Below are 23,490 nucleotides of genomic sequence, written 5' to 3'. Positions count from 1 at the left end.
CCATGGCGGGCGGGCAATGGACGATCTGCTGCAGGAATTCATCGCGGAAACCCGCGAAACGCTCGACGCGCTGGCGGGCGAAATCGTGGCGTGGGAAGCGGACCCCGCCGACCGGGCACGGCTCGATTCGATCTTCCGCTTCGTCCACACGGTGAAGGGAAGCTGCGGTTTCCTCGACCTGCCGCGGCTCGCCCGGCTGAGCCATGCGGCCGAGGACGTGCTGCAGAGCGTGCGGTCGGGCGAACGCGCCGCCGATCCGGCGCTGGTCAATGCCGTGTTGGCGATCGTCGACCGCATTGGCGAGATCGTCGAGGCGATCGACGCTGGCGCGGCGCTGGACGATTCGGCCGAGGACCTGCTGCTCGCCGCGCTGGAGGGGAAGGCGCAGACCGCGCCGGCATCCGAGCCCGCGCCGGTCGTCGTGCCGATCACCAGTGCGGCGCGTGCGCCCGCGCGCAGCATTCGCCTGTCGGTCGACCTGCTCGACCGGATGATGAATGGCGTGTCGGAAATGGTGCTGGCGCGCAACGAGCTGGCCAGACGGCTGCGCGACAGTGGTGACACGACGCTGGAAACCGCGGTCGACCGCCTGTCGATGACCGTCGCCGAATTGCGCGACACGGTGACGCGGACGCGGATGCAGACGATCGATTCGCTGTTTTCCGCGCTGCCCCGGCTGGTGCGCGATACGGCGGCGGCGCTGGGCAAGAAGGTCTCGCTGTCGATCGACGGCGCCGACGTCGAGCTGGACCGCGAGATGATCGAGCTGTTGCGCGATCCGCTGGTCCATATCGTGCGCAACGCGATCGACCATGGCATCGAGGCGCCCGAGGCGCGACGGGGAGCGGGCAAGCCCGAGGCGGGGCGGCTGGCGATCGTGGCGCGCCAGTCGGGCAATCGCATCATCGTCGAGGTGGCCGACGACGGGCAGGGGATCGATACCGCCAAGCTGCTGGCGAAGCGCATCGCGCAGGAGCCGGCGCGGGCGGCGGAGCTCGGCGCGCTCGACCAGCGGGCGCGGCTCAACCTGATCTTCGAGCCGGGGCTGTCGACCCGCGACGAGGCGACCACCACGTCGGGCCGCGGCGTCGGCATGGACGTGGTGCGCACCAACGTCGAGCAGATCGGCGGCAGCATCCGGCTGGACAATGTCGCCGGGCGCGGGCTGACCACGACGATCGAGGTGCCGCTGACGCTGGCGATCCTGTCGGCGATCATCATCGAGGCGGGCGACCAGCATTATGCCGTGCCGCGGCAGGCGATCGAGGAGATCGTGGCGGTCGGATCGGACGCGGTGCGGATCGATGCGGTCGGCGATACGCTTCTGGCGAGCGTGCGCGGGCGGCGCTTGCCGGTGATCCGGCTGAACGCGGTGCTGGGATCTGATGGCGCGGACGCGGCGGCTGGCGTCGGCACGATGCTGATGATCGTGAACCTGGCGCATGGCAGCTACGCGCTGGGGGTCGATGGCGTCGACGATACGCAGGAATTGGTGGTGAAGCCGGTCTCGCCGGCCGTGATGATGGCGGGCATCTATGCCGGGCAGATGCTGCTCGATACCGGGCGGCCGCTGCTGCTGCTCGATTGTGCGGGGATTGCCGAGCAGGCGGGGCTGCGGTTCGAGCGGGTGATTGCGGTCGAGGAGCCGGCCGAGGAGGCCGCGCCGCCGGGTATCGCCGCGCTGATGATCGAGGCGCTCGACGGGCAGCGGCGCGTGGTGGCGCTGGATGCGGTCGAGCGGATCGAGGCGGTCGAGCCGGGATCCTTGTGCCAGGCCGGCGGCCGTTGGTGGGCGCGCGGGCGGCAGGGGATGGTCGCGGTGCATGTCGATCCGGCGATCGGTGAACCGGCGGTGGCGGAGCTTACGATGCTGATGCTGCCGGGGGCGGGCCAGGCCACCGGCTATCTGGTGCGGCGCGCGCTCGACATCGTGACGGTGCCCGACGAGCTGCTCCCCGCCGCCGATCCGCGCGTGCGCGGGGTGGCGATGATCGATGGTGCACCGGTCGAGTTCATCGATGCCGCGTGGTGGAGCCCGCCGACTGACGGCGGCGGCGGCGGGCGGCCGATCTGCCTCGTCCAGGGTGTCGACAGCCATTGGACCGACACGATGCTGCGGCCGATGATCGAGGCGGCGGGCTATCGCGTGGCGCGCGATCTGGCGCCCGGCGAGACGGCGGTCGTGACGCTGGCGGCCGATGACGAGCCGGCGACGGCGGGCCGGGTGGTGCGGCTGAGCCGTGACGCGGCGACGGGGCAGCCGACGCTTGATACAATAACGCTGGCGCAGGCGCTGTCGGCGGGAGCGGCGCGATGAGCGGCACCCTGCACCTGCTGGCGCGACTGGGCGGGCAGGCGATCGCCGTGCCGGCCGAGATGGTCGAATCGGTCGTCGATATCGATGCCGTGGTGCCGGCGCCGCGCAGCCATCCGGCGGTGCGTGGCCTCGCCGCGCTGCGCAGCCGCGTGGTCACGGTGGTCGATACCTGGCAGCTGCTGGACCTGCCCGCGGGTGGTGGGGGCGCGCAGCGCGCGATCATCACCGTGGTCGACGGCCATCATCACGCGATGCTGGTCGAGGCGCTGGAGGATGTCGCACCGATCGACGTGCTGCCGATCCCGACCGGGCTTGCGCTGGGCGCGCGATGGTCGCGGGTCGCGACCGGATCGGCGGAGCGCGACGGCGAGCCGCTGCTGGTGATCGACCTTGCCGCGCTGGTCGGCGCGATGGCCGACGACGCGCGCGATTAACGCGGTCCTTACGCTTCGCGCGGCATGACGGCGATCAACAGGTTGTAGGGGTATCGTGATGAAATCGTGTCTGGTGGTCGACGATTCGAAAGTGATCCGAAAGGTCGCCCGCCACATCCTGGAGGGGCTCGATTTCTCGGTCAACGAGGCAGCGGACGGGCGCGAGGCGCTGGACGCGTGCAACGCCAGCATCCCGGACGTGATCCTGCTCGACTGGAACATGCCGGTGATGAGCGGGATGGAATTCCTGCGCGCGCTGCGCGAGACCGACGTGTCGCCGCGGCCCAAGGTCGTGTTCTGCACCACCGAGAATGGCGTGGCGCATATCCGCGCCGCGATCGAGGCGGGCGCGGACGAATATGTGATGAAGCCGTTCGATCGCGAGACGCTGCAAAGCAAGCTGCAGATCGTCGGTCTCGCCTGAACCGTGGCGAGCCGAGCGGTTCTCCATCCGGTGCGTGCCGGCGAGTGCCGGATATTGATCGTCGACGATTCGGTGGTCGCGCGCACGGTGCTGGCACGGATCGCCAGCGACGATGGCGCGTGCGAGGTGGCGGGTGCGGCGGCCAATGTGCCGGCGGCGCTTGCCTTTCTTGCCACCGAGACGGTCGACGTGATCCTGCTCGACCTCGAGATGCCGGGGATCGACGGGCTGAGCGGGCTGCCGGACCTGCTGGCGGCGGGGCGCGGCGCTCGCGTGCTGGTCGTGTCCTCGGCGGCGGACGCCGGGGCGGCGGCAACCGTTCAGGCGCTGGCGCTGGGGGCGGCGGATACGCTGGTGAAGCCGGGGCGCAGCATTTCCGCCGGCAGTTTCGCCAAGGCACTGGCCGAGAAGATCGCCCGGCTGACCGATCCTGGCGAGCCGATGGGCGGCGGCGCCCCCATCGCGCGGCTCGCGGCGCGACCGTTTGACGCGGTGGCGATCGGTGCGTCGACCGGCGGCATCCATGCGCTGAACAACCTGCTGCGTGACCTGCCGGCGACGTTCCGCGCGCCGGTGATGGTGACGCAGCATCTGCCGCAGGCGTTCGTGCCGCATTTCGCACGGCAGCTGGAAAGCGCGGTCGGGCGGCGGTGTGTCGTGGCGACCGAGCGGATGACGCTGGAGCCGGACATGATCGTGCTGGCACCGGGCGACGCGCATCTGACCGTCGCGCCGCTGCGCAGCGGGCGGACCAATGTGCGGCTGTCGCAGGTGCCGGTGGCGAACGGCAACCTGCCGTCGGTCGACCCGATGTTCGAAAGCGCCGCTGCCCGCTACGGCGCGCGGCTGCTGGCGATCGTGCTGAGCGGGATGGGGCGCGACGGGCTGGAAGGTGCGCGCGCGGTGCGCGAGGCGGGCGGCACGGTGGTGGTGCAGGATCGCGCCAGCAGCGTCGTATGGGGGATGCCGGGTGCGGTCGCCGCCGCGGGGCTGGCCGATGCGGTGCTGACGCCCGAGGCGATCGGCGGCCTCGTGGCCGGGCAGATGGCGGCCGTACCATGCCGTTGAGCCAGGTGATGATCGCACCGCAGGCAAGCCCCGCGACGGTGGCTGCGCTGGCGACCCTGCTCGAAAACCGGACGGGGCAGCAGATCGCCGCCAATCGCGCGTGGCGGATCGATACCGCGCTGCGCCCGCTGGCCACCGCCAATGGTGCCGCCTCCGTCGACGAGCTGGTCGGGCAGGTGAGCGACGGGCGCAACCCCGCGCTGGCGGACCGCATCGTCGACGCGCTGCTGAACCAGGAGACGTCCTTCTTTCGTGACGGCGACGTCATCGTCGCGGCGGCAGCGGCGATTGCCGCCAGCACTGAAGCCACGCCGCGGATCTGGTGCGCGGGATGCGCGACGGGGCAGGAGCCGCTGTCGCTGGCGATCGCCTTTGCCGAGCGTGGCGGCCCGGCCCCCGAGATCATCGCCAGCGACGTATCGGCAACCGCCATCGCACGGGCCCGCACGGGGCGCTTTTCGCATTTCGAGATCCAGCGCGGGTTGCCGATCGGCCGCATGGTGCGCTGGTTCGACCAGGAGGGCGACGATTGGGTCGCGCAGCCCGCCCTGGTGCGCGGCATATCGTGGCGGCGCAGCAACCTGGTGCTTGATCCCGCGCCGGCGGGGCGGCTGGATGCGGTATTCTGCCGCAACGTGCTGTTCTACCTGGCGCCCGAGCTGCGGCCGCGCGTGCTGGAAACGATCGCGCGCAGCCTGAAGCCGGGCGGGCTGTTGATGCTGGGGGCAGGCGAGACGGTGATCGGCCAGTCCGACCGCTTCGCGCCGAGCAAGCAGTTCCGCGGCCTCTACGAGCTGTTGCCGCCACGCTGAACGGCATGGCGGGCGGCGGGCGCGCGTTGTAAGGCGGGGTTCGTGACGAGCGGCCCGCAGGAGTATCCATGACGCCAATTGAGGCGCCATCGCCCAATTTCGACGAGCGCACGCTGCCGATCACGATGATCGTGCTCCATTATACCGGCATGGTGGACGGCCCGTCCGCCATCGCGCGATTGCGCGATCCCGAGGCCAAGGTTTCCGCCCATTATGTGGTGGAGGAGGACGGCACGATCCTGCGGCTGGTGCCGGAGGAAAAACGTGCGTGGCATGCCGGCAAGTCGCACTGGCGCGGGATCACCGACATCAATTCCGCCTCCATTGGGATCGAGATCGTCAACCCGGGGCATGAATTCGGCTATCGCCCGTTCCCGGACGCGCAGGTGGATGCGGTGATCCGGCTGGTCCATGCGATCAAGGACCGGTACGAGATCACCCGCGGCAACATCGTCGCGCATTCCGACATTGCACCGGCGCGCAAGCGTGACCCGGGCGAGCTGTTCCCGTGGGGCAAGCTGGCACGGCTTCGGCTGGCGCTGCCGCGGCCGACCCGGAACCTGATGGACCCGATGTGGGGCGAGGCGGCGTTCCTGCTGGCGCTGGAGCGGTTCGGCTATGACGTGAGCGACAAGATGGCGGCGATCGTCGCGTTCCAGCGGCGGTTCCGGCCCGAACTGATCGACGGCGAGATCGACGCGGAATGCCGCATGATCCTGCTCGCGCTGCTGCTGCCCAAGCCGCAGGGGGACGATTAGGCGCGGTTCACCCGCCGCGGCGGCTGGGGCAATCCCCCAATTTCACTGCGCAGACTTTCCCTGTTTCCTTCGCCCCAGCGGCGCTGGTCGGAGAGAAAGCGTGGAGAATTTTCGCAAATATGCAGCCGAACTGATCGGCACGTTCTGGTTGACGTTCGGGGGGTGCGGGTCGGCGGTGCTGGCGGCCGCCTTTCCCGAACCGGGGATCGGCTTTGCCGGCGTGTCGTTGGCGTTCGGGCTGACCGTGCTGACCATGGCCTATGCCATCGGCCATGTTTCGGGATGCCACCTGAACCCGGCGGTCACCGTGGGGCTGGCGGTCGGCGGGCGGTTCCCGGTGATCGACATCCTGCCCTATATCGTCGCGCAGGTGATCGGCGGGATCCTGGGCGCGTTTGTGCTGTACCTGATCGCGATCGGGGCGCCGGGGTTCGACCCGGCGACGTCGGGATTTGCCGCCAATGGCTATGGCGCACATTCGCCGGGCGGCTATTCGCTGACGGCGGCGTGGATCAGCGAGCTGGTGCTGACGGCGGGGTTCCTGTTCGTCATCATGGGCGCAACGCACGGCCGGGCGCCGGTGCAGTTCGCGCCGATCGCGATCGGCCTGGCGCTGACGCTGATCCACCTCATCAGCATCCCGGTGACCAATACCTCCGTCAATCCGGCGCGCAGCACCGGGCCGGCGTTGATCGTCGGCGGATGGGCGATGGCGCAGCTATGGCTGTTCTGGGTCGCGCCGCTGATCGGCGGGGCGATCGGCGGCATGGCGTACCGCTGGATCAGCCCGATGCCGCAGGAGAATGTGGTGGGCGATCCGAAGTGGCGCACACGGGCATGATTGCATTCGCGCGCGGCCACGCTACAGCCGCGCGCACACCAGAGGGCCGGGCGGCCGCGTCGTGGGCCTGTCCCACGCCGAGGAAAGTCCGGGCTCCATGGAACAACGGTGGCGGGTAACGCCCGCCGGGGGTGACCCCAGGGAAAGTGCCACAGAGAGCAGACCGCCCAATCTTTCAGATGAAGGCTTCGGCCGGGCAAGGGTGAAAGGGTGCGGTAAAAGCGCACCGCGCGGCCGGTAACGGCGGCGGCATGGCAAACCCCACCGGGAGCAAGACCGAATAGGGGCGGCATGGGGACTTGATCCCCGGGGTGTGTTCCCACCTGCTGCCCGGGTTGGTTGCTGGAGCGCGTCGGCAACGGCGCGCCGAGAGGAATGGTCGCCTATCCCGCAAGGGGGGACAGAACCCGGCTTACAGGCCCTCTGGTGTCACCTTTAACCTTTCGCCTTCAATCGCTAGATCGGGGGCAATGGCGCGTTCCTCCCGATCCAACGACTGGGGCTTTCCCCGCTGGCGCAGTTATGGCGCATCCCGTGAAGCGACTGCCGTGCGGCTGTGCGACCGGCATGGCTGTGACGAGCCGGGCAATTGCCCCGCCCCCAAATCCCCCAACAGTCCGGAGCGCTGGTATTTCTGCCAGACGCATGCGGCGGAATATAACCGCGGCTGGAATTACTTCGAAGGGCTGGACGCCGAGGAAGCGGCGGCGCGCGAGCAGGCCGAGCGGCGCGATGCGTCGGGCTATGAGCAATCGCGCTACCAGAGCTGGGCGGGATCGGGCGACGGCAGCCGATCACGCGACGAGATGCGCGCGCTGGAGGTGCTGGAGCTGGAGACGGACGCGACGTTCGAGGACGTGCGGCTGGCGTGGCGGCGGCTGGCCAAGACCAACCACCCCGATGTGCGCCCGGGCGACGCGGAGGCGGCCAAGCGCTTTCAGGCGATCCAGGCGGCCTATGAGGTGCTGCGCACCGCCGAGGAGCGGCGGACCTGGAAGCCGGCGTGAAACGCGCCAAGTCCAACTGGACCGATGCGGTGCTGGTATGCGCCAAATGCTCCCGCAAGGTCGATGGCGGCTTTGGCGAGAAGGGGCGCGACGGGCTGGCCAAGGCGCTGCGGCGGGAGCCGGGGTTCGGCAAGAAGCGCAAGGCGCAGGTCGGCGTGATCGAGGTGAAATGCCTGGGCCTGTGCCCGAAGAATGCAGTGACGGTGGTGGATACGCGCCGGCCGGGCGAGTGGCTGGTGGTGGCGCCGGGCGAGGATGTAGGGGCGCTGGCCCGGCGGTTCGCGGCGACGGACGGGCCGGATCAGGCGGAGCGCTGACGCCCTGCCGAGGGGGGGGCGGCGCCGCGCCGCCTGATCCTGCCGCGGGGAGCGCCTAGGCGGCGAGGGGGCCGGCGTCGACGGGGAAGGTCTTGCCCGTCTGCTTGTCCAGCCCGCGCGCGACCCAGGTATCGAGCACCAGCGCGCCGACGACAAAGGCCAGCGTGCCCCAGGCGGCGCGGTTCTTCGGACTGTTGCGGACGGCGGCGCCGGCGGCGGCGATATCCATGACGTCGCCGGCGGCGCGGTTCCAGACGTTGGTGGCGACGGCGGGGGCGACGAGCAGGTTGGCGCCGGCGAGCAATTCACGTGCGCCGAATGCCTTGACCAATGTCTCATGCCCCTCGGCATCGAGCGAACGCGTGATCCGCCGCGCCGCGACCAGCTCCGCCGCGCCGAGCGCGATCGAGAACAGGCCGAGGCCGAAGCCTAACTTCTTGTAATCCATGTTAATCTTCGAGGGCTGGGGCGTGGGACAGGGCCAACGGAGGGCGATCGCGGTGGTTCCGCTGACGATGATGTTCGGGTGAGTTCGACGCGGCGCATGGATCAGTGGGAGGTTGAGCATGTCGGACGGGATTGATCCGGATGACGCGCCGGAACTGATGGGGGAACTGGCCGAGGCGGCCGGAGCGCACATCGGCGGGAAGGTCGTGCGCCCGGCCCCGGGTTATCTCGGCCCGAAAGGCGTCGTGCGCGGACGCCCGCCGCTGCGCGGCGCGGCGAAGCGTCAGGTGACGCTGCGGCTCGATCCCGACGTGATCGAGAAGTTTCGCGAGGGCGGGCCGGGGTGGCAGGCGCGGATGAACGAAGCGCTGCGGAAGGCGGTGGGGTTAAAGCTATTGGGCGCTCACATCATCCATAAGTGTCTCAAAGCGGCGGGCTATATGCTTGTCGTCGAGAAGTCGTGAGATGGACTTGCTGTCTTTTAGTGACTCAAGAATGGGCCGTAAATTTGATTTAGACTCCTGTAGAATGGATCTTACGTAGGGAGCTGCCGAGTTGCTATAGTATACATTTCGTATGTTGCCGTAAGACGTTCTTCCTCCGGAGGTTCCGATGTACGTCAAAACAAGCCATTTCAGAATCTTGCGCTGTGTTTCTGGAGGGCAACTATCGATACCTCCATACTCCTCAAAGTTCCGCAGAAGATCGCCGTGGTGGGGGTATGCGCTCCAGTTTGTTCCTACCTTCTGCATATTGGCATGAACATCTTCAAAGAAAGATGTGCGAGCGGCCTGTCTGACATACGGCATAAGGCCTGATGCTGCGGCTACTCTAGCTTGGCGGTCGTTCATCTGGCGACCGATTTTATTCTGCAGACTAGAGCCCAGAGCGACTTTCGCTGCTGATGTTAGCAGTGTAGCGATGCTGCTCAAAGCATTGTATGCGTTCTGCTGAACTAAATCAGGCTGATCTTTGTCTAGGGCCATGCTGATCAAGAAGCCGCCGATTTCTTCTTGCCTAGGCTGCGGCGCCTTCTCGAAGTCCTCCAGTAATGCGTCGTCAGGAACGGCGGCATTGGGCTGTTCTACTAAACTCTTAAACTCAGTCACTCGAACAAGGTTAATCGGATCTCGAGCTAGTACAACCTCAATGCAGGTCCGAAATATGTAGACTACATCTTCAATACCTGCTTCATATTCATCGTCTTCATGTTCCAAATCCCTGCGGATTTCATAGCATCGGCTTATTCTGCGCCACTCGGGTCGAGAAAGAAGGCCCATACGGTAACTAAGATCTAGTACATTAGAGTTCGAATAATTCTCGATATCGTCGGCCTTAGTCACGGGGGGAAGCTTGTGTTGCCGGGCTGCTTCCCCGGCTATGTCGACCCCGGCAATCACGATCTTCTCTCTTAAATCGTGGATCGCGGCATTCAAAATGCGCTGACAAGCGCTGCTTGGGTCAACGTCTACAAGGCGCCTTACTCGATCGATTAGGTTCCTTGCCTGCCACTGCGGACGAATGCTCGCCAGCATTCCTGGAACGTTCTCTGCGTGGAGTAAGCCGGTGTTTGGTGCAGGGACTAAGTTCTTGCTCATGCTTGCTCCAAGCTAACGCCCGAAACTAAGCGCACCTAATTAGGTTAAGCAAGAGTCTAAATCTCTACGTCCGAAGTCAGGTTCGGAAATCTTCAAGTTAGTAGGCAAGTTCCCAGAAGGGGCAGGACGAAAGCGAAGCCGCCTGCCGTATCCCGCCCCCTCTACCATGCTTCGCATGGTTCCCTCCCCAAGCTGTGCTTGGGGAGGATTGGTGTTTTACTCCGCCGCCTCAGCCTCACGCTTCCCCAGCAACGGCGCGAGATACTTCCCCGTAAATGACCGCGGTTCCGCCGCCACAACCTCCGGCGGGCCTTCGGCGACGATCTCGCCGCCCTTGACGCCGCCTTCGGGGCCGAGGTCCAGCACCCAGTCGGCGGTCTTGATGACGTCTAGGTTGTGCTCGATCACCACCACGGTGTTGCCCTGCTCGACGAGGGCGTGGAGCACTTCGAGGAGCTTGCGCACGTCCTCGAAATGGAGGCCCGTGGTCGGTTCGTCGAGGATGTAGAGCGTGTTGCCGGTGGCGCGGCGGGAGAGTTCCTTGGCGAGCTTCACGCGCTGCGCCTCGCCGCCGGACAGCGTCGTCGCCTGCTGGCCGACCTTTATGTAGCCGAGGCCGACCTCGACCAGCATCGCCATCTTGTCCCGGATCGGGGGCACGGCCTTGAAGAACTCCGCCGCGTCCTCGACCGTCATGTCGAGCACGTCGGCGATCGAGTGGCCCTTGAACTTCACCTCCAGCGTCTCGCGATTGTAGCGCGCGCCGTGGCACACGTCGCAGGTGACGTAGACGTCTGGGAGGAAGTGCATCTCGATCTTGAGCACGCCATCGCCCTGACATGCCTCGCACCGGCCGCCTTTGACGTTGAACGAGAAGCGGCCGGGCTTGTAGCCGCGCGCCTGCGCCTCCGGCAGGCCGGCGAACCAGTCGCGGATCTGGGTGAAGGCGCCGGTGTACGTGGCCGGGTTCGAGCGCGGGGTGCGGCCGATCGGCGACTGATCGATGTCGATCACCTTGTCGAGATGCTGCAGCCCGGTGACCTTGTCGTGCTTGCCGGCGAGGATGCGGGCGCCGTTCAGCTGACGCGCGGCGGCGGCGTAGAGCGTGTCGATGGTGAAGCTGGACTTGCCCGAGCCGGAGACGCCGGTGATGCAGGTGAAGGTGCCGAGCGGGATCGAGGCGGTGACGCCGGTGAGGTTGTTGGCGGTGGCGTTATGCACCGTCAGCTTCTTGCCCGAGCCCTTGCGGCGCTTGGCCGGGACGGGGACCTCGCGGGTGCCGTTGAGGTAATCGGCGGTGACGCTGCCCTTGGACTTGAGGAGCTGCTTGAGCGTGCCTTGGGCCACGATCTGCCCGCCGTGGACGCCGGCGCCGGGGCCCATGTCGACCACGTAATCGGCGGTGCGGATCGCATCCTCGTCATGCTCGACGACGAGCACGGTGTTGCCGAGATCGCGCAGGCGGCGGAGCGTGGCGAGCAGCATGTCGTTGTCGCGCTGATGCAGGCCGATCGAGGGTTCGTCGAGGACGTAGAGGACACCGGAGAGGCCGCTGCCGATCTGCGAGGCGAGGCGGATGCGCTGGCTTTCGCCGCCCGACAGGGTGCCGGAGGTGCGATCGAGGTTGAGATAGTCGAGGCCGACGTTGTTGAGGAAGCCCAGCCGCTCGACGATCTCCTTCAGGATGCGCTCCGCAATGGCGCGCTGCTGGTCGTTGAGGTGGCTGGGCAGGTCGGTGAAGAAGGCGAGCGCGTCGACCACCGAGAGGTGGGTGGCGTGGCTGATGTCCTGCATCGCGACCTTCACCGCCAGCGCCTCGGGCTTCAGGCGGGCGCCGTGGCAGACCTCGCAGGGCTGGGAGGACTGGTACTTGCCGAGTTCCTCCTTCATCCACGCGCTCTCGGTCTGGAGCATACGGCGATTGAGGTTGCCGATGACGCCCTCGAACGGCTTGCTGACGTCGTAGCTCTTCTTGCCGTCGATGAAGGTGAGGGTGACCGCCTTGCCCTTGGTGCCGTGGAGGATGATGTTCCGCACCTCCTCCGGGAGGTCGGCCCAGGGGGTGTCGAGGCTGAAATCATAGGCGCGGGCGAGGGAGCCGAGCACCTGCATGTAATAAGGTGAGGGCGGATTCGACTTCGCCCAGGGGACGACGGCGCCCTTCTTGATGGTGAGCGCGTGGTTGGGAACGACGAGATCCTCGTCGAAGATCAGCTTTTCGCCGAGGCCGTCGCACGCCGGGCAGGCGCCCTGGGGGGCGTTGAAGGAGAACAGGCGCGGCTCGATCTCGGCGATGGTGAAGCCGCTGACCGGGCAGGCGAACTTTTCGGAAAAGACGATGCGGTTGGCGGGCACGCCGGCGTTCTTCATCGCGCCGCCGGACGCGGCCTCATCCTCGCGCCCAGGCACGACGCCGTCGGCGAGATCGACATAGGCGAGGCCGTCGGCGAGCTTCAGCGCGGTCTCGAAACTGTCGGCGAGGCGGGTGGCGATGTCCGCGTTCACCGCGAGGCGATCGACCACGACCTCGATGTCATGCTTGTACTTCTTGTCGAGCGCGGGCGCGTCCTCGATCTCGTGGATTTCGCCGTCGATGCGCACGCGGGTGAAGCCGGCCTTCTGCCACTCGGCCATCTCCTTGCGATACTCACCTTTGCGGCCGCGCACGACCGGCGCGAGGAGGTAGAGCCGCGTGCCTTCGGGCAGCGCCATGACGCGATCAACCATCTGGCTGACGGTCTGCGCTGCGATCGGCTCCCCGGTGACGGGCGAATAGGGGATGCCGACGCGCGCCCAGAGGAGGCGCATGTAATCGTAGATCTCGGTCACCGTTGCGACGGTGGAGCGCGGGTTGCGGCTGGTCGTCTTCTGCTCGATCGAGATCGCGGGCGAGAGCCCCTCGATATGATCGACGTCCGGCTTCTGCATCAGTTCGAGGAACTGGCGGGCGTAGGCGGACAGGGACTCGACGTAGCGGCGCTGACCCTCGGCATAGATAGTGTCGAACGCGAGGCTCGACTTGCCCGAGCCGGAGAGGCCAGTGATCACCGTCAGCGTATCCCGGGGGATATCGACGCTTACGTCCTTCAAGTTGTGCTCGCGCGCGCCGCGGACGGAGATGTGAGTCAGCATGCGTTTAGTTCTACTTCCGTTCCGGTCGGGAGGATAGACCGGAGATGTAGGAAGCGGGGGCGGGGGATGCCAGCGGCGGACGGAATTGAGCGAAATGTGATGGTTACGATCTGACAACAAATAGTAGTATTTCTGCAACACCGTTTTTCAAACCGTCTCCATTCGGCACGACAGGTCTTGCGTCACCCGGCATCGCTGAGCTGTTAAGGGGGCTCACATAACAAGCGGGCGTCAAGCCCGTACAACGGGCATAGTGCCCGCAGAGGGACCATGAAAATCAGGAACTTGCTGAGCGCGACCGCGCTTGCTTGCAGTTGGGCGCTTGTGCCTGCTGCCAGTGCACAGACCGCGCAGGACGCGCCGGCTGACGCGACCACGGCGACCGACGTCGCTGGGCCGACGGCCGCACAGGGCGGCAACGACATCGTCGTGACCGGCTCGCGTATCGCGCGTCCGAACATCGATACTGCAATTCCGGTGACGACGTTCACTGCCGCGCAGCTGAACAGCGTTGGCCAGGTGTCGATCGGCGAAACGCTGAACCGTCTCCCTGCGCTGCGCTCGACGCTGAGCCAGGCAAATTCGACTGCCAACATTGGCACCGCGGGCATCAGCGCGCTCGACCTGCGCGGCCTCGGCACGAACCGCACGCTGGTGCTGGTGAACGGCCGCCGCCACGTGTCGGGTTCGCCGGGCAGCTTCCTGGTCGATACCAACTCGATCCCCAATGACCTGATCGAGCGCGTCGACGTCGTCACGGGCGGCAATTCGGGCGTTTATGGCTCCGACGCAGTGTCGGGCGTCGTCAACTTCGTGCTGAAGCAGGACTATGATGGCCTGTCGGCGCGTCTTCAGGGCGGCATGTCGGAGCGCGGGGATCGCGGTTCCTACCTCGGCAGCCTCGTCTGGGGTAAGAACTTCGCTGAAGGCCGTGGCAACATCACGTTTGCCGCGGAATATGCGAAGTCCGAGCCGCTGTATTTCAGCCAGCGCAACGAGCAGACCGGCGCGTTCACTGGCGTTCCGGGCTTCTACCAGACCGAGCGCACGACCTTCGTGAACCCGGATGGTACTGCGCGCAACGAGCCGCCGGCCGGCAACGGCATCCCGGACCGTTCGTATTTCTCCAGCCGTCTTGGCCAGAACTTCGGCATCATCTCGCTCGGCGGCATGGTGCAGACCGCCTGCCCGGCACCCACCGCGACGAATGGCGCGCTGCGCGACGCGGTTTGCACCGGCGCTCTGTCGCCGACGGGTGGCCGTCTGTCGAACAATTATGCCTTCCTGCCCGATGGCACGCTCGTCCGTGACGTTCCAACGATCGACAATCGTTCGGTCGGCGGCGGCGTCTTTGGTGGCCGTTCGGCTACCGGGGTCGAGGGTGCGATGCTGCTCCCCGGCCTGGAGCGCGCCAACTTCAACATGATGGGCCACTTCGACGTATCGGACGCTTTCCGTCCGTTCTTCGAAGCCAAGTATGTTCGGGTCACAGCCAATCAGACCTCGACGCAGCCGACGTTTGTTAACGGTCGCCTGACGCCGAGCTTCTCGCTGGATAACCCGTTCCTGTCGGCACAGGCACGCCAGACGCTGGGGACGATCCTGCGGGCCGGCGCGACGGGCTTCAACTTCTTCCGCTTCAACAACGACATCGGTACCCGCGCCGAGGATCACAAGCGTGAAACCTACCGCTTTGTCGCCGGCGCGCGTGGCGACCTGTCGGACGGAGGCAACTGGAAGTACGAGGCATCGGTCAACTATGGCCGGACCGAGACCTTCTATCGCACCGGTGGCAACGTCGACATCCTGAAGTTCAACCGCGCGGCAGACGCCGTGCGCAACTCGGCAGGCCAGATCGTCTGCCGCGTGAACGCCGATGCCAGCACTGCCAATGACGATCCGTCGTGCCGCCCGCTCAATCTGTTCGGCGAAGGCGCCCCGCAGACCACGCCGGACGGCATCAACTACGTGCTCGTGGACTCGTCGCGCCGCCAGTGGGCCGAGCAGCTGAACGCCGTGGCCTTCATCAGCGGTGACACCGGAAACTTCTTCACCCTGCCGGGTGGCGCAGTTCAGGTGTCGCTGGGTGGTGAATATCGCCGCGAGGATTACTTCTCGGGTTACGACGACTTCACCAAGGGCGAATATGCCCCGGGGCAGTCGAACACCTTCCTGAATGCGATCCAGGACAGCAACGGACCGGCGACGAACGTCTTCGAAGCGTTTGGCGAAATCCGCGTGCCGATCCTGCGTGGAATGCGCTTCGCCGAGGAGCTGACGCTTGAGGGTTCGGGCCGCGTATCGAAGTACAACTTCCTCAGCGACCCTGTGTACACCTGGACCGCGGGCGGCGTTTATGCTCCGATCCCGGACGTCCGCTTCCGCGTGAACTACGCGAAGTCGGTTCGTGCGCCGAACCTTGCTGACCTGTACGCTGGCACGAGCCAGACGTTTGCCAACAGCTTCGTCGATCCGTGCAGCCAGGACGTGATCAACCAGGATCCGAACCGCGCTCGCAACTGCGCCGCGGCCGGTGTTCCGACCACGATCACCCTGCCGGATGGTTCGACCCGTCCGTGGACCAATGCTCCGACCTCGGGCATCCTGGGCACCAACGGCGGCAACGCGCTGCTTGAGCCGGAAACCAGCCACAGCTTCACGGTTGGCGCCGTGGTGCAGCCGCGGTTCCTGCCGGGCTTCTCGCTGACGGTCGATTATTACAACATCCGCATCAAGAACGCGATCAACTCGATCTCGCCGCAGCAGCTGGTCAATCGCTGCTATGACGACCCGGTCGGGCTGGACAATGAGTTCTGCGCACTGGTCAATCGTCGTCGCGATCCGGGTAATCCCCTTGCTGATTACACCTTCACCGGTCAGCAGGGCCGCCGGTTCGCCGGCTTCCCGGACTTCAACATCGGCATTGTCGGGAATGGTTTCGCCAACAGCGCGTTCAACTATGCAAGCCTGCGCACGAGCGGCATCGACGCTCAGGCAGCGTATTCGCATGAGTTCAGCGACGAGGTGCGGTTGAACCTGCGTGCGGTGGTGAGCTGGCTTGCCACGCGCAATCAGTACACGTTCCTCAACGATCCGAACCGTTACACCCGCATCAAGAGCACGCTGGGTGATCCCGAGTGGCGCGGCCTCTTGTCCGCCAACCTGAAGGCGGGACCGTTCGATGTTGCGTTCACCAGCCAGTATATCGGCAAGCAGACGATCAGTGCCTGGAACGTCCAGCACACCGAGCAGGATCGTCCGCCGACGGACGCCGATCGCAACCCGTTCCTGAACTACCCGGACGTGTTCATCCACGACGTGCAGTTCGGTATCCGTGCGAACGACCAGTTCCGCTTCTATCTGGGCGTGGACAACATCACCGATCAGCTGCCGCCGTACGGCCTGACCGGCACGGGCTCGGGCGATGCAAACATCAGCTCGATCTTCCCGGTGACGGGTCGGTACTTCTATGCCGGCGTGAACGTCCGGTACTGATCGTATCATTGATCAAAAGGGGAAGGGGTCGCTTCAGCGGCCCCTTTTTCTTTTTGCTCGGCTCCGACGCTCAGTCCTCTGCGCCGTCGAGGCGGGCGAGAAGGCGGCCGAGGCGGCCGCGTTTGTAGGCGAGTGCCTGGTAGACGTAGAGGCTGGCGGCGGCCCAGCGGGTGTAGATCCAGGGCTGGTTCAGGCGCCGGGCGAGCCATGCCATGCGGTGGCTCCAGCGCGCGATCGCGGCGCGGGTGCGGTAGATGGCGCGGCGGCGGGGCGGGTGGTCCGTAGCGCGGGGCGCGACGCGCTTTACCGGCGTGATGCGGCGTTTCTGCCAGGTGAGGCGATACGCCAGCCCCTCACGACGCTGGCGAAAGCCGGCGGCCTGCGTGCCGGCAATGAAATCGGCATCAACGTCCGTCAGCGCGAGGCGGCCGTCGGTGATGGCGGCGGTGATACGCGCCGCAATCTCAGGCGAACGGACGATCACCACATTGGTACCGCGGCCGTCGGAGGAATAGGGCTCCACCCAGGCGTCCCCGAAGGAGACATCGGCGCATTCGGCGACGACGTCGTCGCACGCATCGCAGGCGCTGTTCTGAAAGAAGCCGGCCCCCCAATCGCCATCGGCGAGGTGGAACCAGTCCTGCCAGCGGGCCGTGCCATCGTCGAGCGTCAGGTGCGCGGTGTACCAATTGGCGGGGCGATCGGGATCCTTGCGGCGATATTCGACCGCGCGCACCGCGTCGCGCTCAACCCCCAGCTGCCAGGCGAAACTGTCGACAAAGGCGGCGCTTTTCATATGACCACAGAACAGGCCGAGAAGATGGGTGATGCGGTCGTTCAGGACGGGATCCTGCTCCCGCAGCAGGCTGACCGCCTTGATGAAGCAAGGCACGCCGACGATCGCGTAGCGGCCGGGGGTGGCGCGGATCTCGGCCAGCACCTCCGCCAGATCGACCGGATAGTAGCGCGAGCGCGCGCCCTCCAGGATCTGATCGGCGGTGCGCGATATGCGGTAATGGAACAGGCGATCGCCGGTTGACGGGATGACGTGCGCGACGCCGTCGATTGCCCCGGAAGCAAGCAGGTCGGCGGCGACCCAGCTGACCATGCCGCCGGAGCTGCCGCGCTCCCGAAAAGGCGGCTGATCGGCGTGGCCCACATAATTGGCCTCGTAGCGGCCGAGGCGGGGATCGTGATGCGGCGCGGCGGGGAAGCGGGCGAGGGCGAGCTGATCCTCGTTGCGGGCGGCGGGCGAGAAGGGGCAGGTGGCCGCAAAGGCGGCGGGCGACGGGGCGTGTCCGGTCTTGTGATCCGTCAGCGTGGCGCTGCTTGGCTTGCGCTGGCCGTAGCGGTCCCATGTCATGCCGCGGGTCGCGCAGCCACCGCAGCCGATGCACAGGCCGGCTTCGACGATGTCGGCGGGGGTGAGCGCCTCAGGCGAGGGCATGATCAAGGAAGCGCGCCGAACTGGCCCGCTCCGTCGCGAGGCGATCGGCCAGGCCTGCGGGGAGGGCGCCGAGGCGGTCGGCGAAATCGTCGTCGCTCACCGCCGCCGTGACGAGGTGCCGTTCGAGGCCAAGCATGTTGGTGAGATCCTGCACCTTGTTGCGGCGATAGGGCGAGGCGGCGCAGACGAACGGGCGGTGGTGTCGGATCGCAAAGACGCAGCCGTGGAAGAAATTCGTCGCGACTGCCGCGGCGCCGGCGAACAGAGCGGAGAATTCGGCCGGGTCGGCATCGATCCTGGCCTCGTCCGCGATCGGGCTGGGGTAGCCTACCGCGACCAGGCGGGTGCCGCTGCGATCGGCCCAGCGTCGCAGCTGCGCGGTGTACCAGTCGGGGAAGCTGTGGCCGTAGATGAGGGCGTAGCGGCCCGGACCCGAGGCTGCAGCGTCGGGAATGACGCCGGGAAACTGGAGGCAGGGATCGAGCACGAGGGGCGGCCCGCCCGCAGCCTCCGCCTGATCGGCGGCGAGCGGCGCGAGCAGGGCGCGGCTGTTCTCGTCCCGCACCGACAGCGCATCGAAACGGCGAAGTCGATCGAGCCACGGGCCGTCGATGCCGTCGGCCAAGTCGTGGTTGCCGACGCTGGCGGCGTAGGAGACGAGCCGATCGGTGGGGAGGCGATCACCGAAGAAGATCGGCTCGCCCGAATACCAGGGGTGGCGGAAGTTCCAGACTTCGTCACTGCCGACCACCACGGCGTCATAATGCGGGGCCTGCGCCGGGTTTCGCAGCGGGAAGGGCGGCGACAGCGGCAAGGCGTCGACCGCGGCGATCAAGGCGCGGGTCTTGCGGCCAAGCGCCGCGAAATGTCGTGGGTCGGTGCGCATCGGCAGGGTCGGCTGAAAGGCGTTGCGCGCCTCGCGCCATTCCACGCAGCGCGAGCGGTGATCCAGCAGTTCGGCATCCAGCCCGCGCGCGCGCAGCCCCTCCACCAGGCAGCGCGCCTGCCAGTAGGAGCCGTAGTTGATCGAGCGATGGAAGGTGAGGACACCGACCTTGCGTGGACCTGCCGGGCGCGCCGCCATGCCGCCTAGCGCCCGTAGATGAGGTCGAGCACCTCCGCGGAGCGGGCGAAATGATCCGCAGCGGGATCGTAACGGTCACTGTGCGCAAGCTGCTGCGCCCAGGCGGCGGCGGCACGGCCGCCCCAATCATCCGGCCCGTCGGTCAGGCGGTGAGTGGCGGTGCCGGTGAAATGATCGGCGGTGAAATCATAGAAGCTGCCGCCGACATTGCGGAAGCCGGCCCCCCCCCGCGTGCCGTAGAAATCGGCGGCGATCACCGCATCCTGCCCGGCGTGGAGGCGCCAAGAACAGGTGAGGCGGACGGTGGCGCCGCCCGCGGTGAAGCTGGCGCTGGCATAATCCTCCACCGAGCCGGGGTGGAGCGGCTGTCCCCCGGCATAAAGCGCGGCATGGGCGTCGCTCGCCTTGGGGAAGCCCAGTGTCCAGAGTGCGAGATCGACGAGGTGGACGCCGAGGTCGACGACACAGCCGCCGCCCGACTGCACCGGATCGTAGAACCACGGCTTGTCCGGGCCGTAGGCATTGTGGAACGTGAGATCGACCGCGAAGACATCGCCCAGCGTGCCCTCGCGGATCAGGCCGGCGATCGCCTCCATCCCTGCGGTGTGGCGATACGACAGGTCGACGCCGAGCAGCCGGTCGGCGGCGCGCGCGGCGGCGATCACTGCATCCACCTCCGCCGCGGTTCGGCCGAGCGGTTTCTGGCAGAAGACGGCCTTTCCCGCCTGAAGCGCCTGGATCGACTGATCGGCATGAAGTGCGCTGGGCGTCGCGATGACCACGCCATCGATGTCGAGCGCGAGCATGTCGTCGAGCGTGTCGACGATGCGGATCGTGGGAGCGATGGTGGCCGCCTCCGCGATACATTCAGGCGAGGGGTCGCAGACCGCGACGGCATCGACCGCCCCCGTCGCCACCATGGCAGCCATGCGGTGCCGGCCGATCCAGCCGGTGCCGAGGAACCCGATACGGGGCTTCATATGCGCGCCCCTCAGGCCGAGGCGACGAGCTTGAGCGGCGAGGCCTGACCGGCGCCGGACTGCGCGGGCGCGTAGCGATCGATCATCTCGGCACAGAAATCAGCGAACATCTGCGGATCGCGCGCCGGGCTGGTGTGATGCGGCTGGACGCCGAGATGCTCGGGCGTGAAGCAGAAGGTGACGGTGACCTCGAAGTCGGCCAGCGCCTCCATCTGGCGGTCGAACCAGTCGAGCGCATTGGGGCGGAAGCGATCGGCCCAGCTGAGCCCGGTGCGCAGCTTGCGCGTGCCCAGCCGCTTCAGCCAGTCGACCGCCTCGTCGAGCCGCGGATCCTCGAAGTGGAACCATTGCATCAGGCCCATGTCGGCCGCGTGGCGGGCATAGACGTCGAGCGCCGGCTTTGGCGTCCCGTCCTCGCGGATCAGGCCCATGTAGAAATGGCGGTAATAGCTGGAGCCTTCCGCCTCGCGGTGGCGGGTGGTCGCGCCCCATGCCTGGGGTAGATCGAACAGCGAATACCAATAGACGTTGGGCACACGGCCGATCAGCAGCTCGGCGGTCTTTTCGACGCCGAAGACCTGCACTTCCTCTGCCCCGAACGAGCCCACGCCGACCTCGGTCACCCAGATCGGCTTGTCGGTTACGACCTCCTCGATCTCGGCGATCTTCTTGGGCCAGTCGTGGATCGACCACAGGTTCCAGTCGAGCGGGAAGCCGTGCACGGCGACGACGTCCACCGCATCAAGCGCGCCATGCGCCCGCATCCGGTTCACCCATTGTGGGTCGATCGGCGACATGCCGCCCAGCACGCGGGTGACCGCCGGATTGATCGCGGCGATCGCATTGCCGGCGCGGATCACGTGATCGGCGTAGGACGACCAGTCGGGATCGATCTCCGGATCCCAGTGCGATTTGTTGTTCGGCTCATTCCAGATCATCGCCGCTTCGATCACGAACCTGTACCCCCCTTGGCTGGATAGACCGCCGCCGGGCCATGCTGGCCAAACGGCACCGGTGCGACCCGGCAGAAATAAACATCGCCGTCGGCCTGCGCCTCAACGGAGAAGCCGGCTGCGCGCAGCATGGCCTGGCTGCCGGCGGCGTTGGGCGCCCACCAGTTCGTCCAGTCGCCAGCGAACTGCCGTTCGATGAAATGCATCTTGGGATAGCCGGGCGCGTCGAAATAGGCGGGCTGGCGATAGGTGCCCGGTTCGAAGAAGGGGTGATCCTCCGGCACGTCGGCGATCTCCGGCGAGCCCTGCTGCAGCGTCTGGAACAGCATGGCATCGCGCGCGACATGCTCGCGGATGAGGTCCAGCGCCAGCAGCGGGTGGCGCAGATGGTAGAGGACGCCCATGAAGATCACGAGGTCGAACGTCTCGCCCAGCGCAGCCACGTCATAGACCGACAGGTTGCGGAACTCGACGCCGGTGAAGCCGAGCGCATCCGTCGCGAGACGCGCCTGCGCGAGATAGCGATCGTCGCTGTCGATGCCGACCACCCGCTCCGCGCCGCGGCGTTTCATCTCCACCGAGTAGAAGCCGGCGTTGCAGCCGATGTCGAGCACGCTCTTGCCGGTGAGATCGGCCGGAACGATCGAGGCGAACCGCGCGAATTTGTCCGCCGGGTAATTGCCGAGAAAGTGATCGGGCGCGGTTGCGACGCCGTTCAGATCGATATTGTGGAACCACGGCGCCAGCGCCGCGATGCTGCTCCTGAGTGCGTCATACGGTCTTTGATCGTCCGAACGATTGGCTACCGGCATCGCGCCCCCTGGATGTCGGCCCGCGACATGCGGTGCCATGACGAGTGACGGGCATCTGCACCTGTGCGCAGGCCCCTCGTTTCGCTTAACGAACGGAGTTTGAAGGTGTTCCCGGTGGCCGGCGCGTTGACGCGCGATGGAACCGGTGGGCGGTCCGCGACATTCGGCTTTGTTGATGGACAACGGCGCCCAGCAATGGATTTCGGCAATGCGTGAGGGCGACTATGCGCGCGCCTGGGCGCTGTCCGCGCGTGATCTTGCCGCGCGTGATCCGGCAACCCGCGATGACCCGCGGCTGCCCTATCATCAACGTTGGGTGTGGGACGGGCGACCCTTCGACGGGCGTCATGTGCTGGTGCGATGCTATCACGGGCTGGGAGACACGCTGCAATTCGCCCGCTTCCTGCCGGCGCTCACGGCGCGAGCGCGGCGCGTGACGGTGGAGGCGCCCGAGCGGCTCCATTCGCTGCTGGCCAGTGCCGATCCCGCGGTGACGCTGGCGCCGTTCGACCATGCCGATCCGCTTCCCCCGGCGGAGTGCGATATCGAGATTACCGAGCTTCCCTTCGCCCTACGGTGCCGGCCCGACGTGGTCGCCGCCCCCTACCTCAGCGTGATGCCCGATGTCCTGCCGACGGGCGTGATCGGGCTGTGCCACCAGGGTGGGGATTGGGATCCGGGCCGCTCGTTCGATCCGCTGCTGCTGGAAAACATTGCGGAGGCGAACCGGTGCGTGACGCTGGTGCCCGAGTCATCGCCGCTGCCAGTGCTCAATCCCGCGGGCTGCGCCTTCACCATGGAGGAGACCGCCGCGCTGGTGGCGGCGTGCGACCTCGTCATCACGGTGGATACGATGATCGCGCATCTTGCCGGTGCGCTGGGGCGGCCGACCTGGCTGTTGCTGAAGGCGGAGCCGGACTGGCGCTGGAACCCGGCGGCGACCGCCACCCCCTGGTACCCCAGCATGCGCTTGTTCGTGCAGCAATCGCCCGGCGACTGGGCCGGGGTGATCGCCCGCGTCCACGCCGCGCTGGTGGCGCGCAACGCCCCCCTCATCAACAACGAAAGGTCGGACCATGGCAACGATTGCGGCACCGTCGGTTCCCGTCTCCTGGGGTGAATTGCTCGACAAGATCACGATCCTGGAGATCAAGCGCGACCGGATCGCCCGTGCCGAGGCGCGGGAGAATGTGCTGCGTGAATATCGCCTGCTGCGGGGGATCGGCGCCCAGGTGCTGAACCGTAGCGGTGTCGCCGCGCTGGTCGAGGCGCTGAAGCGGGTCAACGAGACGCTTTGGGAAATTGAAGACGCGATCCGCGAACAGGAGGCGGCGCGCGATTTCGGCGCCGAGTTCGTCCGTCTGGCGCGCGCGGTGTACCAGCGCAACGACGAGCGGGCGGCGATCAAGCGCGAGATCAACCGGGCGCTGGAATCCGACCTGATCGAGGAAAAGAGCTACGCCGCCAGCGTGGCCGCGTAGCGTCGGCGCGGACGGCGGCGTAAGGGGCGTGCCGAACGCAGGATGGTGGGGCCGGGGTGCGGACGAGGCTGAGTATCTGCCGG

The 23,490-nt window shown here is 66.8% G+C and carries 21 protein-coding genes and 1 other RNA gene; 14 read left to right on the top strand and 8 right to left on the bottom strand.

Annotation, left to right across the window (positions count from 1 at the left end; translation table 11 throughout):
* Window positions 1–16: 16 nt before the first annotated feature.
* The 10 genes from ACH0BU_RS00230 (at window position 17) to ACH0BU_RS00185 (ending at window position 7,978) form a co-directional block, all read left to right on the top strand.
* Window positions 17–2,317, top strand: a complete 2,301-nt coding sequence (locus ACH0BU_RS00230) for a chemotaxis protein CheA (RefSeq protein ID WP_500263455.1) — start codon at window positions 17–19, stop codon at window positions 2,315–2,317.
* Window positions 2,314–2,751 (top strand): chemotaxis protein CheW, encoded by a 438-nt coding sequence (locus ACH0BU_RS00225; RefSeq protein ID WP_500263454.1) that lies wholly within the window; start codon window positions 2,314–2,316, stop codon window positions 2,749–2,751. Before ACH0BU_RS00230 ends, ACH0BU_RS00225 begins: the two co-directional genes overlap by 4 nt.
* Before the next feature lie 58 nt (window positions 2,752–2,809).
* Entirely contained in the window at window positions 2,810–3,175 is a 366-nt protein-coding gene (locus ACH0BU_RS00220; RefSeq protein ID WP_500263453.1) for a response regulator, read from the top strand.
* A 3-nt stretch (window positions 3,176–3,178) separates the two neighbouring features.
* Entirely contained in the window at window positions 3,179–4,243 is a 1,065-nt protein-coding gene (locus ACH0BU_RS00215) for a chemotaxis protein CheB (RefSeq protein WP_500263452.1), read from the top strand.
* A gap of 8 nt (window positions 4,244–4,251) precedes the next feature.
* Entirely contained in the window at window positions 4,252–5,055 is an 804-nt protein-coding gene (locus tag ACH0BU_RS00210) for a CheR family methyltransferase (protein WP_197075450.1), read from the top strand.
* 68 nt (window positions 5,056–5,123) lie between these two features.
* Window positions 5,124–5,813 carry an N-acetylmuramoyl-L-alanine amidase gene (locus ACH0BU_RS00205; RefSeq protein WP_046408612.1) on the top strand — a complete coding sequence of 230 codons (690 nt, stop codon included), beginning with the start codon at window positions 5,124–5,126 and terminating at the stop codon, window positions 5,811–5,813.
* 100 nt (window positions 5,814–5,913) lie between these two features.
* On the top strand, window positions 5,914–6,654 hold the full coding sequence (aqpZ, locus tag ACH0BU_RS00200) for an aquaporin Z (protein ID WP_500263451.1): 741 nt from the start codon (window positions 5,914–5,916) through the stop codon (window positions 6,652–6,654).
* Window positions 6,655–6,692: 38 nt separating this feature from the next.
* Window positions 6,693–7,085: RNase P RNA component class A (gene rnpB, locus ACH0BU_RS00195), an RNA gene on the top strand.
* Window positions 7,086–7,124: 39 nt separating this feature from the next.
* The gene (locus ACH0BU_RS00190) at window positions 7,125–7,661 is read left to right on the top strand and encodes a J domain-containing protein (protein WP_500263450.1); all 537 of its coding nucleotides are present in this window, start codon (window positions 7,125–7,127) and stop codon (window positions 7,659–7,661) included.
* Window positions 7,658–7,978, top strand: a complete 321-nt coding sequence (locus tag ACH0BU_RS00185; RefSeq protein WP_500263449.1) for a (2Fe-2S) ferredoxin domain-containing protein — start codon at window positions 7,658–7,660, stop codon at window positions 7,976–7,978. The genes ACH0BU_RS00190 and ACH0BU_RS00185 overlap by 4 nt, the downstream gene beginning before the upstream one ends.
* A 55-nt stretch (window positions 7,979–8,033) precedes the next feature.
* On the opposite strand, the gene ACH0BU_RS00180 is transcribed toward ACH0BU_RS00185, so the two are convergent.
* Complete coding sequence (locus tag ACH0BU_RS00180) at window positions 8,034–8,426, bottom strand: hypothetical protein (RefSeq protein ID WP_500263448.1); 393 nt, start codon at window positions 8,424–8,426, stop codon at window positions 8,034–8,036.
* A gap of 118 nt (window positions 8,427–8,544) precedes the next feature.
* Here ACH0BU_RS00180 and ACH0BU_RS00175 point away from each other — a divergent pair, with 118 nt between their 5' ends.
* Window positions 8,545–8,889 carry a BrnA antitoxin family protein gene (locus ACH0BU_RS00175; RefSeq protein WP_500263447.1) on the top strand — a complete coding sequence of 115 codons (345 nt, stop codon included), beginning with the start codon at window positions 8,545–8,547 and terminating at the stop codon, window positions 8,887–8,889.
* Here ACH0BU_RS00175 and ACH0BU_RS00170 read toward each other — a convergent pair.
* Both ACH0BU_RS00170 and uvrA read right to left on the bottom strand, forming a co-directional pair.
* The gene (locus ACH0BU_RS00170) at window positions 8,818–10,023 is read right to left on the bottom strand and encodes a hypothetical protein (RefSeq protein ID WP_500263446.1); all 1,206 of its coding nucleotides are present in this window, start codon (window positions 10,021–10,023) and stop codon (window positions 8,818–8,820) included. The genes ACH0BU_RS00175 and ACH0BU_RS00170 overlap by 72 nt on opposite strands.
* Before the next feature lie 216 nt (window positions 10,024–10,239).
* Window positions 10,240–13,155, bottom strand: coding sequence for an excinuclease ABC subunit UvrA (uvrA, locus tag ACH0BU_RS00165; RefSeq protein ID WP_500263445.1), 2,916 nt, complete (start codon window positions 13,153–13,155; stop codon window positions 10,240–10,242).
* Window positions 13,156–13,479: 324 nt separating this feature from the next.
* On the opposite strand from uvrA, the gene ACH0BU_RS00160 reads away from it, so the two are divergent.
* Entirely contained in the window at window positions 13,480–16,650 is a 3,171-nt protein-coding gene (locus ACH0BU_RS00160) for a TonB-dependent receptor domain-containing protein (protein ID WP_500263444.1), read from the top strand.
* A 70-nt stretch (window positions 16,651–16,720) separates the two neighbouring features.
* Here ACH0BU_RS00160 and ACH0BU_RS00155 read toward each other — a convergent pair whose 3' ends face one another.
* The 5 genes from ACH0BU_RS00155 to ACH0BU_RS00135 are packed head-to-tail and all read right to left on the bottom strand — an operon-like array spanning window position 16,721 to window position 21,926.
* Window positions 16,721–18,097: a Coenzyme F420 hydrogenase/dehydrogenase, beta subunit C-terminal domain gene (locus ACH0BU_RS00155; RefSeq protein WP_500263673.1), complete on the bottom strand. Its 1,377-nt coding sequence runs from the start codon at window positions 18,095–18,097 to the stop codon at window positions 16,721–16,723.
* Window positions 18,084–19,181: a polysaccharide pyruvyl transferase family protein gene (locus ACH0BU_RS00150; RefSeq protein WP_500263443.1), complete on the bottom strand. Its 1,098-nt coding sequence runs from the start codon at window positions 19,179–19,181 to the stop codon at window positions 18,084–18,086. The genes ACH0BU_RS00155 and ACH0BU_RS00150 overlap by 14 nt, the downstream gene beginning before the upstream one ends.
* Before the next feature lie 5 nt (window positions 19,182–19,186).
* A complete protein-coding gene (locus tag ACH0BU_RS00145) occupies window positions 19,187–20,161 on the bottom strand; it encodes a Gfo/Idh/MocA family protein (protein ID WP_500263442.1) in 975 nt (324 codons plus the stop codon).
* Window positions 20,162–20,172: 11 nt separating this feature from the next.
* A complete protein-coding gene (locus ACH0BU_RS00140) occupies window positions 20,173–21,114 on the bottom strand; it encodes a glycosyl hydrolase (protein WP_500263441.1) in 942 nt (313 codons plus the stop codon).
* Entirely contained in the window at window positions 21,111–21,926 is an 816-nt protein-coding gene (locus ACH0BU_RS00135; protein WP_125945549.1) for a TIGR04290 family methyltransferase, read from the bottom strand. Before ACH0BU_RS00135 ends, ACH0BU_RS00140 begins: the two co-directional genes overlap by 4 nt.
* Window positions 21,927–22,134: 208 nt before the next feature.
* On the opposite strand from ACH0BU_RS00135, the gene ACH0BU_RS00130 reads away from it, so the two are divergent.
* Window positions 22,135–23,046, top strand: coding sequence for a glycosyltransferase family 9 protein (locus ACH0BU_RS00130; protein WP_500263440.1), 912 nt, complete (start codon window positions 22,135–22,137; stop codon window positions 23,044–23,046).
* Window positions 23,003–23,407: a DUF6165 family protein gene (locus ACH0BU_RS00125; protein WP_500263439.1), complete on the top strand. Its 405-nt coding sequence runs from the start codon at window positions 23,003–23,005 to the stop codon at window positions 23,405–23,407. The genes ACH0BU_RS00130 and ACH0BU_RS00125 overlap by 44 nt, the downstream gene beginning before the upstream one ends.
* The last annotated feature ends 83 nt before the right edge of the window (window positions 23,408–23,490 follow it).

Source organism: Sphingomonas olei, assembly GCF_045369765.1.
Lineage (GTDB): Bacteria > Pseudomonadota > Alphaproteobacteria > Sphingomonadales > Sphingomonadaceae > Sphingomonas > Sphingomonas panaciterrae.
This window is presented reverse-complemented; position numbering and strand designations above follow the sequence as displayed.